14 protein-coding genes are annotated in these 15840 nt (G+C 67.7%); 4 read left to right on the forward strand and 10 right to left on the reverse strand.

All coding sequences use genetic code 11. The features are described from left to right. The first annotated feature begins 238 nt into the window (after window positions 1-238). Window positions 239-625 (forward strand): DUF2147 domain-containing protein, encoded by a 387-nt coding sequence (locus ACWH43_RS13335; protein ID WP_375797038.1) that lies wholly within the window; start codon window positions 239-241, stop codon window positions 623-625. Window positions 626-860: 235 nt separating this feature from the next. Here ACWH43_RS13335 and ACWH43_RS13340 read toward each other — a convergent pair whose 3' ends face one another. The 4 genes from ACWH43_RS13340 to gatB all read right to left on the reverse strand — a co-directional run bounded on the left by ACWH43_RS13340 (window position 861) and on the right by gatB (window position 4561). Beyond that, window positions 861-1568 carry a glutathione S-transferase N-terminal domain-containing protein gene (locus ACWH43_RS13340; RefSeq protein ID WP_158445591.1) on the reverse strand — a complete coding sequence of 236 codons (708 nt, stop codon included), beginning with the start codon at window positions 1566-1568 and terminating at the stop codon, window positions 861-863. A gap of 264 nt (window positions 1569-1832) precedes the next feature. Next, window positions 1833-2321, reverse strand: coding sequence for a GNAT family N-acetyltransferase (locus ACWH43_RS13345; protein ID WP_158445592.1), 489 nt, complete (start codon window positions 2319-2321; stop codon window positions 1833-1835). A 43-nt stretch (window positions 2322-2364) separates the two neighbouring features. Then, window positions 2365-2871, reverse strand: a complete 507-nt coding sequence (locus ACWH43_RS13350) for a GNAT family N-acetyltransferase (protein WP_158445593.1) — start codon at window positions 2869-2871, stop codon at window positions 2365-2367. Window positions 2872-3070: 199 nt separating this feature from the next. After that, window positions 3071-4561 carry an Asp-tRNA(Asn)/Glu-tRNA(Gln) amidotransferase subunit GatB gene (gene gatB, locus ACWH43_RS13355; protein ID WP_158445594.1) on the reverse strand — a complete coding sequence of 497 codons (1491 nt, stop codon included), beginning with the start codon at window positions 4559-4561 and terminating at the stop codon, window positions 3071-3073. Between the two features lie 275 nt (window positions 4562-4836). Between gatB and ACWH43_RS13360 the strand changes: the two genes are divergently transcribed. Together ACWH43_RS13360 and ACWH43_RS13365 are read left to right on the forward strand one after the other, a co-directional pair. Next, complete coding sequence (locus tag ACWH43_RS13360; protein WP_158445595.1) at window positions 4837-5991, forward strand: efflux RND transporter periplasmic adaptor subunit; 1155 nt, start codon at window positions 4837-4839, stop codon at window positions 5989-5991. Window positions 5992-6079: 88 nt separating this feature from the next. Then, a complete protein-coding gene (locus ACWH43_RS13365) occupies window positions 6080-9280 on the forward strand; it encodes an efflux RND transporter permease subunit (protein WP_448153508.1) in 3201 nt (1066 codons plus the stop codon). Window positions 9281-9391: 111 nt separating this feature from the next. Here the strand turns inward: ACWH43_RS13365 and ACWH43_RS13370 are convergent, their stop codons facing one another. From ACWH43_RS13370 to ACWH43_RS13390, 5 genes are all read right to left on the reverse strand, one after another. Then, entirely contained in the window at window positions 9392-9598 is a 207-nt protein-coding gene (locus tag ACWH43_RS13370; RefSeq protein WP_158445597.1) for a hypothetical protein, read from the reverse strand. Window positions 9599-9830: 232 nt separating this feature from the next. Beyond that, window positions 9831-11345 carry an Asp-tRNA(Asn)/Glu-tRNA(Gln) amidotransferase subunit GatA gene (gene gatA / locus ACWH43_RS13375; protein WP_158445598.1) on the reverse strand — a complete coding sequence of 505 codons (1515 nt, stop codon included), beginning with the start codon at window positions 11343-11345 and terminating at the stop codon, window positions 9831-9833. Between the two features lie 150 nt (window positions 11346-11495). Beyond that, window positions 11496-11783, reverse strand: coding sequence for an Asp-tRNA(Asn)/Glu-tRNA(Gln) amidotransferase subunit GatC (gene gatC, locus ACWH43_RS13380; protein WP_158445599.1), 288 nt, complete (start codon window positions 11781-11783; stop codon window positions 11496-11498). A gap of 224 nt (window positions 11784-12007) precedes the next feature. Then, on the reverse strand, window positions 12008-12706 hold the full coding sequence (locus ACWH43_RS13385; protein ID WP_158445600.1) for a metal-dependent hydrolase: 699 nt from the start codon (window positions 12704-12706) through the stop codon (window positions 12008-12010). A gap of 24 nt (window positions 12707-12730) precedes the next feature. Then, window positions 12731-13015, reverse strand: coding sequence for a GIY-YIG nuclease family protein (locus tag ACWH43_RS13390; protein WP_158445601.1), 285 nt, complete (start codon window positions 13013-13015; stop codon window positions 12731-12733). A gap of 235 nt (window positions 13016-13250) precedes the next feature. Between ACWH43_RS13390 and ade the strand changes: the two genes are divergently transcribed. Next, the gene (gene ade, locus ACWH43_RS13395) at window positions 13251-14951 is read left to right on the forward strand and encodes an adenine deaminase (RefSeq protein ID WP_158445602.1); all 1701 of its coding nucleotides are present in this window, start codon (window positions 13251-13253) and stop codon (window positions 14949-14951) included. A gap of 237 nt (window positions 14952-15188) precedes the next feature. Here the strand turns inward: ade and ACWH43_RS13400 are convergent, their stop codons facing one another. Continuing rightward, complete coding sequence (locus ACWH43_RS13400) at window positions 15189-15776, reverse strand: GNAT family N-acetyltransferase (RefSeq protein ID WP_158445603.1); 588 nt, start codon at window positions 15774-15776, stop codon at window positions 15189-15191. Window positions 15777-15840 lie beyond the last annotated feature (64 nt).

The following is a 15840-nucleotide window of genomic DNA, read 5'->3' on the forward strand; positions in this document are numbered from 1 at the left end:
CGCTTACCAAGAAAATCCGGAAATTCGTTTCTTTTCAAAGGCCTCTCCAACCGCGCCCGCCAGCGGTGTTGAGGATGGATTCACCCTGCCTCGCGGAAGCCCCTTCGAACGCCGGCCTCGCGGCAGCCCGAAAGCGTCGCTTGGAAGCGTCTCTTGACGACACCTCTTGGAGGCGGGCTCGAACGGCGATATGGTTCATACCTAAACCATAACGACCCCGGTCGAGAAGGAGGATGGAATGGCAAGGACGGCGGCATTCGGACTGGCCGGCATGGCGGCGCTCTTCCTGGGAGCGGGCCTCGCCGGCGCCTCGGCGCAGGAGGTACTCGGCGTCTGGGAGCGCGACACCGGCGCCTCTCGCGTGCGCTTCGGCAAATGCGGCGAGGCGATCTGCGGCACGATCTCCTGGCTGAAGGATCCGAACGGGCCGGCGAAGCTCGGCCAACGCATCTTCTTCGACATGAAGCCGAGCGGCGCGAACACCTGGAAGGGCAGCGCCTTCAATCCCGAGGACGGCAAGACCTATTCGGGCACGATGACGCTCTCCGGCCCGACGCTGACCACCGCCGGCTGCGTGCTGGGCGGGCTGATCTGCCGCTCGGTGACCTGGAAGCGGACGAACTGAGGCGGAGCCCGCCGGCGGCCCGGCATCCCCGCGGGATCGCAAGGCGAGACATCCGCAGGCGCCGCCTGGACGGGCCTATTCGGGTCCTCGCGCCCCTTGCTCCGGACGCCGGTCGTCCGGGGCCAAGCGAAGCGTGGACCCAGGGCCCCCCACCGGAACGGTTCAGGCATCGGTCCCGGCCCGGCGCCGCTCACGCGGCTTGTCCGGGATGACCGGAAGGGCAAAAGACAGGGCCTCAGCGGGCTTTCTGGCCGAAGAGGATCGCCTTTTCCTCGGGCGTGCTGATGCCGGCCGGGTTGCGCAGCTCCTCGCCGACCTTGAGGCCGCGGGCGACGGCCGGACGGGCCAACATGGTCTCGATCCAGCGGCCGACATTGGGGAACTGCTTGATGTCCTGACCCTGGCGCTCCCAGCCGCGGGCCCAGCCGATGCAGGCCATATCGGCGATGGAATAGTCGCCGCAGATATAGTCGCGGCCTTCGAGGCGCTTGTTCAGCACGCCGTAGAGCCGGTTGGCCTCGTTGGTATAGCGCTCGACGGCGTAGGGAATCTGTTCCGGCGCGTAGAGGCGGAAATGGTGGGTCTGGCCGAGCATCGGGCCGAAGCCACCCATCTGCCAGAACAGCCATTCATCGACCGCGACGCGGGCGCGCTCGTCCTGCGGATAGAACTTCCCGGTCTTGCGGCCGAGATATTGCAGGATCGCGCCGGATTCGAAGACCGAGATCGGCTTGCCGTCCGGCCCGGCGGGATCGACGATCGCCGGCATGCGGTTGTTCGGCGAGATGGCGAGGAAGTCCGGCTTGAACTGATCGCCCTTGCCGATATTCACCGGGATCACGTTGTAGGGCAGCCCGCATTCCTCGAGCATGATGGTGATCTTGAAGCCGTTCGGCGTCGGCCAGTAATAGAGGTCGATCGGCTTGGCGGGAGCTTCGGACATCGTTCGCTTCCTTTCGGGCTCAGCGCTTTCGGGCGCAAGCCTAAGCGGCGGGCCGGCGAGCCGGAAGGGGCCGCGCCTGCCCCCAGCGCGACCGCGCCATGCCCTCAAGGCGCGCCATTTCACAGTCGCGGGCGGCTTTTCCCGAAAAGAGGGTCATCCCGGGCGACCGGAGGGAGACCCGGGATCCATGCCGGAGCCTTTCCGATCCATGCTCAGGCATGGATCCCGGATCTCCGCTTCGCTGCGTCCGGGATGACCGCGAGGTCAGAGCATCTTCTTGAAGCCCTCATGGCTCTGGTCGAAGCCGAGATTGCGGTAGAAGCGATGCGCGTCGGTGCGGGACTTGTTGGAGGACAGCTCGACCAGGCCGACGCCGTTCTCGCCGGCGAAAGCCAGGGCATGCCGGATCATCAGCGCGCCGATTCCGAGGCCGCGGCTCTCCGGCGCGACATGGACGCTCTCGATCTTGCCGCGCTTGCGGCCGCGCGCGACGAGGCCGGGAATCAGCGTGACCTGGAAGGTGCCGACCACCTCGCCCGCCCGCTCGGCGACGAAGAGGGCGTTGTCGCGGCTGGCGTCGATCTCGGCGAAGGCCTCGGCATAGCCGGGATGGCGCGCCTCGGCCCGGATCTCCTCCGCCGTCATCGTCTGCGTCGGGGCGCCGAGCATGATCAGCTCGGCGATGCGCTCCACATCGCCGGCTTGCGCGCGGCGGATGGCGATCTCGGCGGCAGTGACGGGCGTCCTGGTCATCGCTTCGGCTTTCGGCTCGGGCAAGGGTTGAGGCGATGGCGGCTCATTCGACGAAGAGGCGTTTTGCCATCAGCAGGGTGTTGGGGGTGTCGTCGCGCCCGTCGAAGCGGGCCTGGCGCTGCAGGAAGAAGCCCATGCGCTCGTAGAAGGCGATCGCCGGCTCGTTCTGGCTCTCGACCTCGAGCCGGGCGACCGGCGCCAGCGGAAAGCAGGCGAGCGCGACCTGCAGCAGCGTGCGGCCGATGCCGACGCCCTGCCAGGCCGGCAGGACATAGAGCCGGGTCAGCAGCGCCGCGCCGTCTCGCTCGGAGCGGGCGGAGGCCGTCGCGACGATCTGCTCGCCGAGGAGCCCGACCAGGAAGACGCCTTCCTCGCAGCCGAGCTGACTGTGCAGATTCTCCAGCGAGTGCCAGGCATTGGTGATCTCGGCGACGCGCCGCCAGCCATAGATGCCGTCATAGGTGGCATGCCAGGTCTCGACCAGAAGCGCCCTGACCGCCGCGATATCGGCGGCTTCGGCATCGCGGATGACGAGATCGGCGGGGGTCATGGGCTCAAGAGGCGAAAGAAGCGCGCCGTCATTCCGGGGCGCGCTGCAGGCGCGAGCCCGGAACCCATGAACACCGGCCGTCGCGGAAAAGCGCGAACGGGTCCAGCCCGTCTTGCGCCAACCGTGTTCATGGGTTCCGGGCTCTTCGCTGACGCGAAGCCCCGGAATGACGGCGTGTTTCCCGCGCCGCTGGTCAAAGTCAGATGCCCAATTTCTTCTTCAGGATCTCGTTGAGCGCCTGCGGGTTGGCCTTGCCGCCCGAGGCCTTCATCGCCTGGCCGACGAACCAGCCCAGCATGGTCGGCTTGGCCTTGACCTGCTCGACCTTGTCGGGATTGGCCGCGATGATCTCGTCGACCGCCTTCTCGATCGCGCCGGTGTCGGTGACCTGCTTCATGCCACGGGCCTCGACGATCTGGCGCGGGTCCAAAGGTCCGCTTGCTGCTTCGGTCCAGAGGATTTCGAACAGATCCTTGGCGATCTTGCCGGAGATCGTGCCCTCGCCGATCAGATCGACGAGGCCGCCGAGCTGCGCGGCCGAAACCGGCGAGGCGGCAATGTCCTTGCCTTCCTTGTTGAGGCGGCCGAACAGCTCGTTGATCACCCAGTTGGCGGCGGCCTTGCCGTCGCGGCCCTTGGCGACGGCCTCGAAGTAATCGGCCTGCTCGCGCTCGGCGACCAGCACCGAGGCGTCATAGGGCGAAAGCCCGTATTCCGCGATGAAGCGAGCCTTCTTGGCGTCCGGCAGCTCCGGCAGCGCGCTTTTCAGATTCGCGACGAAGGCGTCGTCGAATTCGAGCGGCAGCAGGTCCGGATCGGGGAAATAGCGGTAGTCGTGCGCCTCCTCCTTGGAGCGCATCGAGCGGGTCTCGCCCTTGCCGGGATCGTAGAGGCGGGTCTCCTGGTCGATGGTGCCGCCATCCTCGATGATGCCGATCTGGCGGCGCGCCTCCGCCTCGACCGCCTGGCCGATGAAGCGGATCGAGTTGACGTTCTTGATCTCGCAGCGCGTGCCATAGGGCTCGCCCGGCCGGCGGACCGAGACGTTCACGTCGGCGCGCAGATTGCCCTTCTCCATGTCGCCGTCGCAGGTGCCGAGATAGCGCAGGATGGTGCGCAGCTTGGAGACGAAGGCCTTCGCCTCCTCCGAGGAGCGCAGATCGGGCCGGGAGACGATCTCCATCAGCGCCACGCCCGAGCGGTTGAGGTCGACGAAGCTCATGGTCGGGTGCTGGTCGTGGATCGACTTGCCCGCATCCTGCTCGAGATGCAGCCGCTCGATGCCGACGGTGATCTGCTCGGTCGGCGAGAGATCGACGACGATCTCGCCCTCGCCGACGATCGGGCTCTTGTACTGGCTGATCTGGTAGCCCTGCGGCAGATCGGGATAGAAATAGTTCTTGCGGTCGAAGACCGAACGCCTGTTGATCTGCGCATTGAGGCCGAGGCCCGTGCGCACCGCCTGGCGGACGCATTCGGCGTTGATCACCGGCAGCATGCCCGGCATCGCCGCGTCGACGAGGCTGACATGCGCGTTCGGCTCGGCGCCGAAGCCGGTGGAGGCGCCGGAAAAGAGCTTGGCGTTGGAGGTGACCTGGGCATGGATCTCCATGCCGATCACCACTTCCCAGTCCCCGGTCGCGCCCTTGATCAGCTTCTTCGGGTCGGCGGGGCGGACATGCGCGTTCATCTGGTCTCTTCCGGCTTCAGCGATTGCCTACGCGTTACGATGTCGGCGCGCGTGCGGCAAGCTTCCGTTGCGCCGGAGCCTGCCATCGCGAGCCTCGGAGCGGGCCTGGGGCGTTGCGCTCCTGCAACCCGATGGCGGGAACATGGCGTAATCGTCGTCCCATCACGGATTTTGACGGGTGATGGATCTTGACATTCGTCACTAGGACACCCTTCTTGCGGCCAAGGCCGCAAAACCGACAGGGTTGCGCCGGCCAGCTATTTCGGAGTTCCCCCATGTCACGCAGCCGTTTCATCGGCCTGGCGCTTGCTGCCATTGCTGCTTCGACCGGCCTCCCCGCGTCGGAAGCCGCGGCCCAGGGCGCCCCGCCGGCGCCTCCGGTCCAGATCGCGCCCCCGCTCGCCAAGCGCATCACCAACTGGGACGAATATACCGGCCGCTTCGAGGCCAGCGACCAGGTCGAGGTGCGCGCGCGCGTCTCCGGCTTCATCGAGAACGTCCATTTCCGCGACGGCTCGCTGATCCAGAAGGGCGACCTCCTCTTTACCATCGATCAGCGTCCCTACAAACTGGCAGTCGATGTGGCGCGCGCCGATGTCGCGCGCGCCAAGGCGCAGGTCGAGCTCGCCCAGAACGAGGTCGAGCGCGCCGAGGGCCTGACCCAGAACCGCACCATCACCGCCCGCGACGTCGACCAGCGCCGCGCCAACCTGAACAGCGCGATCGGCACCCTGCAGGGCGCCGAGGCCAATCTGAAGAACGCCGAGCTCAACCTCGAATGGACCGAGGTGCGCGCGCCGCTCTCGGGGCGGATCTCGAACCGCCGCGTCGACCCGGGCAACCTGATCGCCGGCGGCCAGTCGGGCGCGACGCTGCTGACGACCATCGTCGCGGTCGACCCGATCTACTTCACCTTCGACGTCTCGGAGGCGGATTATCTGCGCTATGCCCGCATCGCCAACGTCCGCGACAGCGCCAGCCGCAACACCGGCACGCCGGTCCAGGTCCGGCTGGCCGACGAGACCGAATGGACCCACAAGGGCACGGTCAACTTCCTCGACAACGCGGTCAACGCCCGCTCGGCCACGATCCGCGGCCGCGCCGTGTTCGACAACAAGGACCAGTTCCTGACGCCGGGCGTGTTCGGCCGGCTGCGCTTCTATGCCGGCGAGGCCGAGGCGCTGCTGGTGCCTGACTCAGTGATCGCCTCGGACCAGGCGCACAAGGTGGTGCTGACCGTCGGCCCGGAGAACAAGGTGGTGCCGAAGGTCGTCGAGCTCGGGCCGATCAGCCAGGGCCTGCGCGTGGTCCGCGCCGGCCTGACCGCGCAGGACAAGGTCATCGTCGGCGGCAACGCCAACCCGATGGTCCGCCCCGGCGTGGCGGTCACGCCGCAGCCCGGCGAGATCAAGCTCGCGACCACGAACTGAACGGCGTCGGGGCCGCTCCTCGCGGCCCCGCCACGACCCTCAGGGCGCCTCGCGGCGCCCGCCCGCCTTTTCCGGACAGGAAGCTTCCATGTTCCGCTTCACCCATTTCTTCATCGACAGGCCGATTTTCGCCACCGTGCTCTCGGTGCTGCTGACGATCGCCGGCGCGATCGCGATGCGCACGCTGCCGATCGCCGAATATCCCGAGATCGCGCCGCCCACGGTGTCGATCCGCGCCACCTATCCCGGCGCCTCGGCCGAGACGGTCGCCGCCACGGTGGCGACGCCGATCGAGCAGGAGGTGAACGGCGTCGACGACATGCTCTACATCACCTCGCAGTCGACCGGCGACGGCGTGGTGCAGATCAACGTCGTCTTCAAGGCCGGCACCGATATCGACCAGGCGCAGGTGCTGGTGCAGAACCGCGTCTCGCAGGCCGAGCCGCGCCTGCCGCAGGACGTGCGCGCGCTCGGCATCCAGGTGCGCAAGGCCTCGCCCGACTTCCTGATGGTCATCAACATGATCTCGCCGGATGGATCGCGCGACCCGCAATACATCTCCAACTACGCCTCGCTCTATGTGAAGGACGTGCTGACCCGCGTCGACGGCGTTGGCGACGTGCAGGTCTTCGGCGCCCGCGACTTCTCGATGCGCATCTGGCTCGACCCCGCCAAGGTCGCGGCGCGCAACCTGACGGCGAGCGACGTCGTCGCCGCGCTCAGGGCCGCCAACGTGCAGGTCGCGGCCGGTGCGCTGAACCAGCCGCCGGCCAAGTCGAACGAGGCCTTCCAGCTCGCGGTGAACACGCTCGGCCGCCTGACCAACGTCTCGGAGTTCGAGAACATCGTCGTGCGCTCCGACGCCGATGGCGGCACCATCCGGGTGCGCGACGTGGCGCGGGTCGAGCTCGGCTCGCAGGACTACACCTCGAACGCCTATCTCGACAACCAGAACACCGTCGCCATCGGCGTCTTCCAACGGCCGGGCTCGAACGCGCTCGCGACCTCGGACGCGCTGATCGCGACGATGGCCTCGATGTCGAAGGACTTCCCGCCCGGCCTCGAGCACCGCATCATCTACAACCCGACCGAGTTCATCGCGGAATCGGTCAACGCCGTGGTCCACACGCTGCTCGAGGCCATCGTCCTCGTCGTCATCGTGGTGATCCTGTTCCTGCAGACCTGGCGCGCCGCGCTGATCCCGATCGTGGCGATCCCGGTCTCGCTGGTCGGCACCTTCCTGGTGATGAGCGCGATCGGCATCTCCTTCAACACGATCTCGCTGCTCGCGCTGGTGCTGGCGATCGGCATCGTCGTCGACGACGCCATCGTCGTGGTCGAGAACGTCGAGCGCTATCTCGCCCAGGGCATGACGCCGGCGCAGGCCGCGCACAAGACCATGGACGAGGTCGGCGGCGCGCTGCTCGCGATCGCGCTGGTGCTCTGCGCCGTGTTCATCCCAACCGCCTTCATCAGCGGCCTGCAGGGCACGTTCTACCAGCAGTTCGCCGTGACCATCGCGGCCTCGACGGCGATCTCCTGCTTCGTCTCGCTGACGCTCTCGCCCGCCATGTCGGCGATCCTGCTGAAGCCGCACAAGCAGCATGGCGAGCACGAGCCGCACGGCTTCCTCTACCGGCTGGGCGCGCCGGTGCGGTGGTTCTTCCACTATTTCAACGCCGCCTTCGACTGGCTGTCGCACAGCTATGGGCGCGTCACCTCGCGGCTGATCCGGCTCGCGGTGATCCTGCTCATCGTCTATGCCGGCCTGATCGCGCTCACCGCCCAGCGCCTGGTCCAGACGCCGACCGGCCTCGTGCCGCAGCTCGACCGCGGCTACTTCATCGTCGCGATGCAGTTGCCGCCGGGCGCCTCGCTGGAGCGGACCGACGCGGCGCTGCGCAAGGCCAACGACCTGCTGCAGTCGCGGCCCGGCGTGGCGCATACCGTCGCCTTCGCCGGCCTCGACGGCGCGACCTTCACCATCGCGCCGAACGCGGCTGTGGCCTTCGTCTCGCTGACCCCGTTCAAGGAGCGCGAGGCGCAGGGCCTGACGACGCAGGGCATCTTCAACGACCTGCGCCAGCAGATGTTCGGCATCGCCGAGGCCTTCACCCTGGTGATCGAGCCGCCGGCGATCTCCGGCATCGGCAATGGCGGCGGCCTCAAGGGCTATGTGCAGGACCGCGGCGGGCGCGGCCTCGCGGCGCTCGAGGGCGCGGCCTGGACGGTCGCCGGCTCGGCCGGGCAACTGCCCTTCATCGTGCAGCCCTTCACCCTATTCTCGACCAAGACGCCGCAGATCTACGCCGATATCGACCGCACCAAGGCGGAGATGCTCGGCGTGCCGATCACCCGCATCTTCGAGACGCTGTCGATCTATATGGGCTCGGCCTATGTCAACGACTTCAACCTGCTGGGCCGGACCTACCGGGTGACGGCGCAGGCCGACAACCCGTTCCGCCTGACCACGCGCGACGTCGCCAATCTCAAGACCCGCAACGCGGATGGCGAGATGGTGCCGATCGGCTCGGTCGCCTCCTTCAAGGACACGACCGGCGCCTATCGCGTGCCGCGCTACAACCTCTACCCGGCGGCGGAGGTCCAGCTCTCGATGAAGCACGGCTATTCGACCGGCCAGGGCATCGCGGCGGTCGAGCAGATCGCCAAGGAGCGCCTGCCGGCAGGGTTCGGCTTCGAATGGACCGAGATCGCGCTGCAGGAGAAGCTCGCGGGCAATACGGCGATCATCGCCTTCGGCCTGGCCGTGGTCTTCGTCTTCCTGCTGCTGGCGGCGCTCTACGAGAGCTGGCTGCTGCCGCTGGCGGTCATCCTGATCGTGCCGATGTGCATCCTGGCGGCGATGTTCGGGGTGAACTACGCCAATCTCGACCGCAACATCCTGGTCGATATCGGCCTGGTGGTGCTCGTCGGCCTGGCGGCGAAGAACGCGATCCTGATCGTCGAGTTCGCCAAGCAGGCGGAGGAGGAAGGCATGCACCGGCGCGACGCCGCCATCGCCGCCGCCCGCACCCGCCTGCGCCCGATCCTGATGACCTCGATGGCCTTCATCCTCGGCGTGCTGCCGCTGACCGTCTCGATCGGCGCCGGCGCCGAGATGCGCCAGGCGATGGGCATCGCGGTGTTCGCCGGCATGCTGGGCGTGACCTTCTTCGGCCTGATCTTCACGCCGGTCTTCTACGTGATGGTGCGCTGGCTGGCGGATCTGCGCGGGACGAAGCGCAAGGCGCAGGTCCAGCCGCCGACCGCGCCGACAGCGGCGCATTGAGGGCGCGAACAGCCGGATCGCCAACAGGAAAGGGGCCGCGCCGCGGCCCCTTTTTTCGTCTCTCTTCTGCGCGCAGCCGAGCTCCCGGCGGCGAATTCCGGCCGGAGCCGGTCAGACCAGGCGCTTCGCCACCGCCCGGCAGAGGAATGCGAGGCCGGCGGCGATGACGGTGCCGACGGCCCTGGCGACCGGCTCGGGAACCGCCTCCCCGCGCGCGATCTGCACGATCGTCAGCAGGATCATCAGCACGGCGACGACGGCGAGGATGCCGGCGAGCACCGTCAGGCAGGCATAGGCCATGGCGCGGCTGAAGATCATCGCCGTCTCCCTGGAAGGTTGCCCGCACCCCCATCGAGTAGGTGCCGGCATGACACGAACCGCCCCGTCATTCCGGGGCTTCGCGTCAGCGAAGAGCCCGGAACCCCTGAACACGAGATCGGACTAAAAGGCTGATTCGGCGCCTTTTCGATAAACCGAGGTATTCATGCGGTCCGGGCTCGGGCCTACGGCCCGCCCCGGAATGACGGCGCGGCCTCAAGCCGAAGCCGGCTCAGCCCCACCAGCGCTCGGCGACCGGGAAGCGGCCCGCCGCCTGCTCGATCGCCGCGCCGAGCGCGAACAGCGTCTCCTCGTCGAAGGGCCGGCCGATGAGCTGCAGGCCGAGCGGCAGGCCCTGCTCGTCGAGCCCGGCCGGCACGGCGATGCCAGGCAGGCCCGCCATGTTCACCGTCACCGTGAAGATGTCGTTGAGGTACATCTCGACCGGGTCGGCCGAGCCCTTCTCGCCGATGCCGAAGGCGGCGGACGGCGTCGCCGGCGTCAGCACCGCGTCGATGCCCTGCGCGTAGACCGTCTCGAAATCGCGCTTGATCAGGGTGCGGACCTTCTGGGCGCGCAGGTAATAGGCGTCGTAATAGCCGGCCGAGAGGACATAGGTGCCGATCATGATGCGGCGCTTGACCTCGGCGCCGAAGCCGGCGGCGCGGGTCTTCTCGTACATCTCGACGATGTCCCTGCCCTGCTCGCGCAGGCCATAGCGGACGCCGTCATAGCGGGCGAGGTTGGACGAGGCTTCCGCCGGAGCGACGATGTAATAGGCCGGCAGGGCGTATCTGGTGTGCGGCAGCGCGATCTCGACGATCTCGGCGCCGGCGGCCCTGAGCCATTCGATGCCCTGCTGCCAGAGCGCGTCGATCTCCGGGTTGAGCCCGTCGAGCCGGTATTCCCTCGGAATGCCGATCTTCATGCCCTTGACCGAGCGGCCGACCGCCGCCTCGTAATCCGGCACCGCCAGGTCGACCGAGGTGGTGTCCTTCGGATCGTGGCCGGCCATGGAGCGCAGCATGACAGCCGCGTCGCGCACCGTCTTGGCGATCGGCCCGGCCTGGTCGAGCGAGGAGGCGAAGGCCACCGTGCCCCAGCGCGAGCAGCGGCCATAGGTCGGCTTGATGCCGACCGTGCCGGTGAAGGCGGCCGGCTGGCGGATCGAGCCGCCGGTATCGGTCGCGGTGGCGGCGAGGCAGAGATCGGCGGCGACGGCCGCGGCCGAGCCGCCCGAGGAGCCGCCCGGCACGAGATGGTTGCCCTCGACGGCGCCGCCCTGCCCGGCCGAGACGTTGGAGCCCTTGCGCCGCCACGGGTTGACGACATTGCCGAAAGCCGAGGTCTCGTTCGACGAGCCCATGGCGAACTCGTCGTTGTTGAGCTTGCCGAGCATCACCGCGCCGTCGCGCCAGAGCTGGCTCGTCACGGTCGATTCATAGGGCGGCACGAAATTGCCAAGGATCTTCGAACAGGCGGTGGTGCGCACGCCCTGCGTGGCGAAAAGGTCCTTGATGCCGAGCGGCAGGCCTTCGAGCGGGCGGGCCTCGCCCTTCGCCAGCTTCTCGTCGGAGGCGGCGGCCTGCTTCAGGGCATGCTCCGGCGTTTCGAGCACATAGGCGTTGAGCGCGCGGCCCTTCTCGACGGCGGCGATATGGGCCTTCGTCAGCTCGGTGGCGGAGAAGCTCTTGGCTTTCAGGCCGTCGCGGGCCTCGGTCAGCGTCAGGCGGGTGAGATCGGTCACGGGACTATCCAGCATCTATACGGTCGGGCGGATCGAAGCCGTCATTGCGAGGGGCAAAGCGACGAAGCCATCCAGGCGGACGTAGAGCTCTACGACGCTGGAGTGCCTCGCTGCGCCCGCAATGACGGGAACGCAGGCGAAGCGATGCGCCTATTCGATCACCTTCGGCACCATGAAATAATTGTCCTCGGAGGCCGGGGCGTTGGCGACGATCTTCTCCGCGATCCCGCCGTCTGTGACCACGTCCTCGCGCAGCTTCATCGCCATCGGCGTGACCGAGGTCATCGGCTCGACGCCCTCGACATTGACCTCGTTCAACTGCTCGACGAAGCCGAGGATGGCGTTGAGCTCGCCTTGCAGCTTAGGCAGATCGGCCTCCGGCACGGCGATGCGCGCCAGATGCGCGACGCGTTTGACGGTGGCGAGATCGACCGACATGGCGGGCTCCTGAATGAGGCGCGGGCTGGCGCGCCTGAGATGCGTTCGCCGCGCTATAGCAGAGGGTTTGGCAAATAAGTAAGTGCTTACTGAACCGAGCCGTCATCCCGGACAAGCGGCGAAGCCGCGCCGATCCGGGATCCATGCCCGAACCTTACCGGAAACGCTCCGGCAGGGATCCCGCGTCTCCCCGCGGTCGCCCGGACGACCGCGGGGCAACGCGGTCAGATCACGAAGGCCTCGCCCTTCTTCGGCACCACGACCTTGATGCCGCTGCCTTCCAGCCCCGCGACGAACAGGTCGGCGTTCTGGTCGATGATCGGGAAGGTGCCGTAATGGCTCGGGATCGCGAGCTTCGGCTTGACGAAACGGCTCATGGCGAGCGCCGCGACCTTGCCGCCCATGGTGAAGCGATCGCCGATCGGGCAGATGCAGGCCTCGACGCCGTGGATCTCGCTGAGCAGCGCCATGTCGGAGAAGATGTCGGTGTCGCCCATATGCCAGAGCGTCTTCTCGCCCTTGGCCTTGATGATCGCGCCGTTGGGGCTGCCGACCGGGACGGAAACGCCGGCCTCGCCCATGCCGGCCGAATGGTCGGCCCGGGTGAGCGTGACGCTGAACGGGCCGAGATCGACGGTGCCGCCGGTGTTCATCGGCTGGAATGTCTTCAGCCCCTTCGAGGCGAGGTGCATGGCGAGGTCGTAATTGGTGATGACGACCGCGCCGGTCTTCCCGGCGATGGCGAGCGTGTCGCCGACATGGTCGCCATGGCCGTGGGTGACGACGATATGGCTCACGCCCTCGGAGATCGCCGCGACATCGCCCTCGAAGGCCGGGTTCCCGGTGAAGAACGGGTCGATCAGGATGACGGCGCCGTCGATCTCGGCGCGGAAGGCGGAATGGCCGTACCAGGTGAGCTTCATGCGGGGTCTCCAGGGACGTGCGTATCAATCGAGATGTGCCGTCCGGTATAGATCATTCCAATCGGGATTGGCACGCTCGATGAGCTCTACCTTCCAGCTCCGCCGCCAATGCTTGACACGCTTCTCCTGCGCGATGGCCTCGGCGGGATCATCATAGTGCTCGGCATAGACCAGACGCGCGACGCCATAACGGCGCGCAAATTCGGAGCCATGGCCATCGCGATGCTCGCCGACACGCCGGGAGAGGCTGTTGGTCACGCCGACATAGAGGGTGCCGTTTTTCTGGCTTGCGAGAATGTAGATCCACATTCCTGCTCCATACGCGGGTCATCCCGGGCGGAGCGAAGCGCAGACCCGGGATCCATGCCGGAACCTTCGTCAGCTAAGCGGGCTGCAGGCGGCGCAATCCGACGAACGTTCAGGCATGGATCCCGGGTCGGCGCGGCTGAAGCCGCTTGCCCGGGATGACCGGGTTGGAGCGGTATCGACAAGCTGGGATCGCCCATGCAGGCTGATGCCCATGACCACGGAACGGAAACCTCCCATGACCGACGCCGCCACACTCGCCCGCCGGATCGCGCAGGGCCATGGCGACAAACCGGCCGATCTCGTCATCAGGGGCGCGCGGCTCCTCGACCTCGTCACCGGCGACCTGAGCGAGAGCGACATCGCCATCTGCGGCGACACCATCGTCGGCACCTATGGCCGCTACGAAGGCAAGCGCGTCGTCGATGCCGCCGGGCTGATCGCCGTGCCGGGCTTCATCGACACGCATCTGCACATCGAATCCTCGCTGGTGACGCCGTTCGAGTTCGAGCGCTGCGTGCTGCCGCACGGCGTCACCACGGCGATCTGCGACCCGCACGAGATCGCCAATGTTCTCGGCACCGAGGGCATCCGCTATTTCCTCGCCTCAGCCGAGGCGATGCGGATGGATCTGCGCGTCAACCTGTCGAGCTGCGTGCCGGCGACGCATCTGGAAACCGCCGGTGCCCAGCTCGAGGCCGCCGACCTGACGCCGCTGATGGACCATCCCAAGGTCATCGGGCTCGCCGAGTTCATGAACTTTCCCGGCGTGATCCACCGCGACCCGGGCTGCCTCGCCAAGCTCGAAGCCTTCTCCCAGCGCCATATCGACGGCCATGCGCCGCTGGTGCGCGGGCTCGACCTCAACGCCTATCTCGCCGCCGGCATCCGCACCGACCACGAGACCACCACCGCCGCGGAAGCCCGCGAAAAGCTCGCCAAGGGCATGGCGATCCTGATCCGCGAGGGCTCGGTCTCGAAGGATCTGCATGCGCTGATCCCGCTGATCTCGCGCGACGCCTCGCCCTTCCTCGCCTTCTGCACCGATGACCGCAACCCGCTCGACATCGGCGAGGAAGGCCATCTCGACTACATGATCCGCACCGCCATCGCCAACGGCGCGGATGTGCTGGCGACCTACCGCATCGCCTCGCTCTCGGCGGCCCGCATCTTCGGCCTCGCCGATCGCGGCTTCATCGGGCCCGGCAAGCGTGCCGACATCGTGCTGGTCGAGGACCTCGCCGCCTGCTCGGTGCGCCGGGTCTTCAGCGGCGGAAGGCTGGTCGAGGACGGGCTGTTCGAAGGCCGGGCGGAGGTTCCCGCGGTCGGGCATGGCAGCGTGAAATGCCGGCCTGTCACGCCGGAGGATTTTCGCGTGAAGGCGCGCACGGGCGAGACGCCGGTGATCGGGGTGGTGCCGGGGCGGATCATCACCGAACGGCTCGCGATGAGCCTGCCTACGCGCGACGGAGAGGCCCTGCCCGATCCCGCGCAGGACGCCGTCAAGGTCACGGTGATCGAGCGCCACGGCCGGAATGGCGGCATCGCCACCGGCTTCGTCCATGGCTTCGGCATGAAGCGCGGCGCCATCGCCTCCTCGGTCGGGCATGACAGCCATAATCTCTGCGTCGTCGGCGTCGACGAGGCCTCGATGGCGGCCGCGGCCAACCGGCTGATCGAGACCGGCGGCGGCTTCGCGGTGGCCGATGGCGGCACGGTCGTGGCGGAGCTGGCGCTGCCGGTCGCGGGGCTGATGAGCGAGGAGCCCTTCGAGACGGTGCGGCGCGATCTCGAAAGGCTGCGCGCCGCGGCGAAGGCGCTCGGCGTCGTGCTGGCCGAGCCCTTCCTGCAGGTCGCCTTCCTGACGCTGCCGGTGATCCCGCATCTGAAGATCACCGACAAGGGGCTGGTCGATGTCGACCGCTTCGCGCTCCTGTGAGGAGCTCCTCGCGGACCGGTCATCCCGGGCGGAGCGAAGCGAAGACCCGGGATCCATGCCTGAGCATTTCCGCAAGAAGTTCAGGCATGGATCCCGGATCGGCGCCGCTGGCGCGGCTTGTCCGAGATGACGCGACACATAATTCGAGCCTATCCAGGCGCGGACGATTCTTCAATGAACCGAATCGCTTCCGTTCACAGCTTCACTTATCGCTTCACCCGCGGCTGCCGAGGCCGATCACGGCGCGGCGGTGCCGAGCATGAAACGCAGACGCCTAGCCGGGCCATAGAGCGGCGCGACGAAGGTCTCGACCAGCCGCCCGCCATTCTTCTCAATGACGCGGCGCGAGGCGTGGTTGGCCTCGTCGCAGGTGATGATGACGTCCGGCAGCCCGGCCTCACGCGCCACGCCCAGCATCGCCGCGAGCGCGGCGGTGGCGTAGCCATGGCCGGCGAAGGCCGGCAGGATGGTGTAGCCGATATGGCCGAGCACATGCTCGGGCAGGGCCAGCATCGGCCGGCCTTCGGCATCCTCCTGCCAGCGCAGGTTGATCGAGCCGATGAAGGGCCGCTCCGGCCGGTCCTCGGCGAAGATCCAGCGCGTCGGCCCGGGGATGCGATCGACCTCCCGGCCATCCGGCAGGCGCACGCGGCCCGGCCCGCCCCGGATCTCGGCGAGGAAGGCATCGGGATCGGCGGCGATGGCGGCAAGCTGCTCCGGCGCGACATCGCGCGTGGTGTTCGGCGACCAGCCGCCGCGCAGCGCAGCCTCATAGGCGTCGAGCAGGGCTCTGTCGGGTATTCGCAGCGAGATCGACGCTGGCATGGGCCGCCATGTTCCTTATGTCGCGGCGAGTCCGCCGGAGGGAACGAGGATAGAGCGGTCGGCG

The sequence above is a fragment of the Allobosea minatitlanensis genome, from assembly GCF_964020775.1.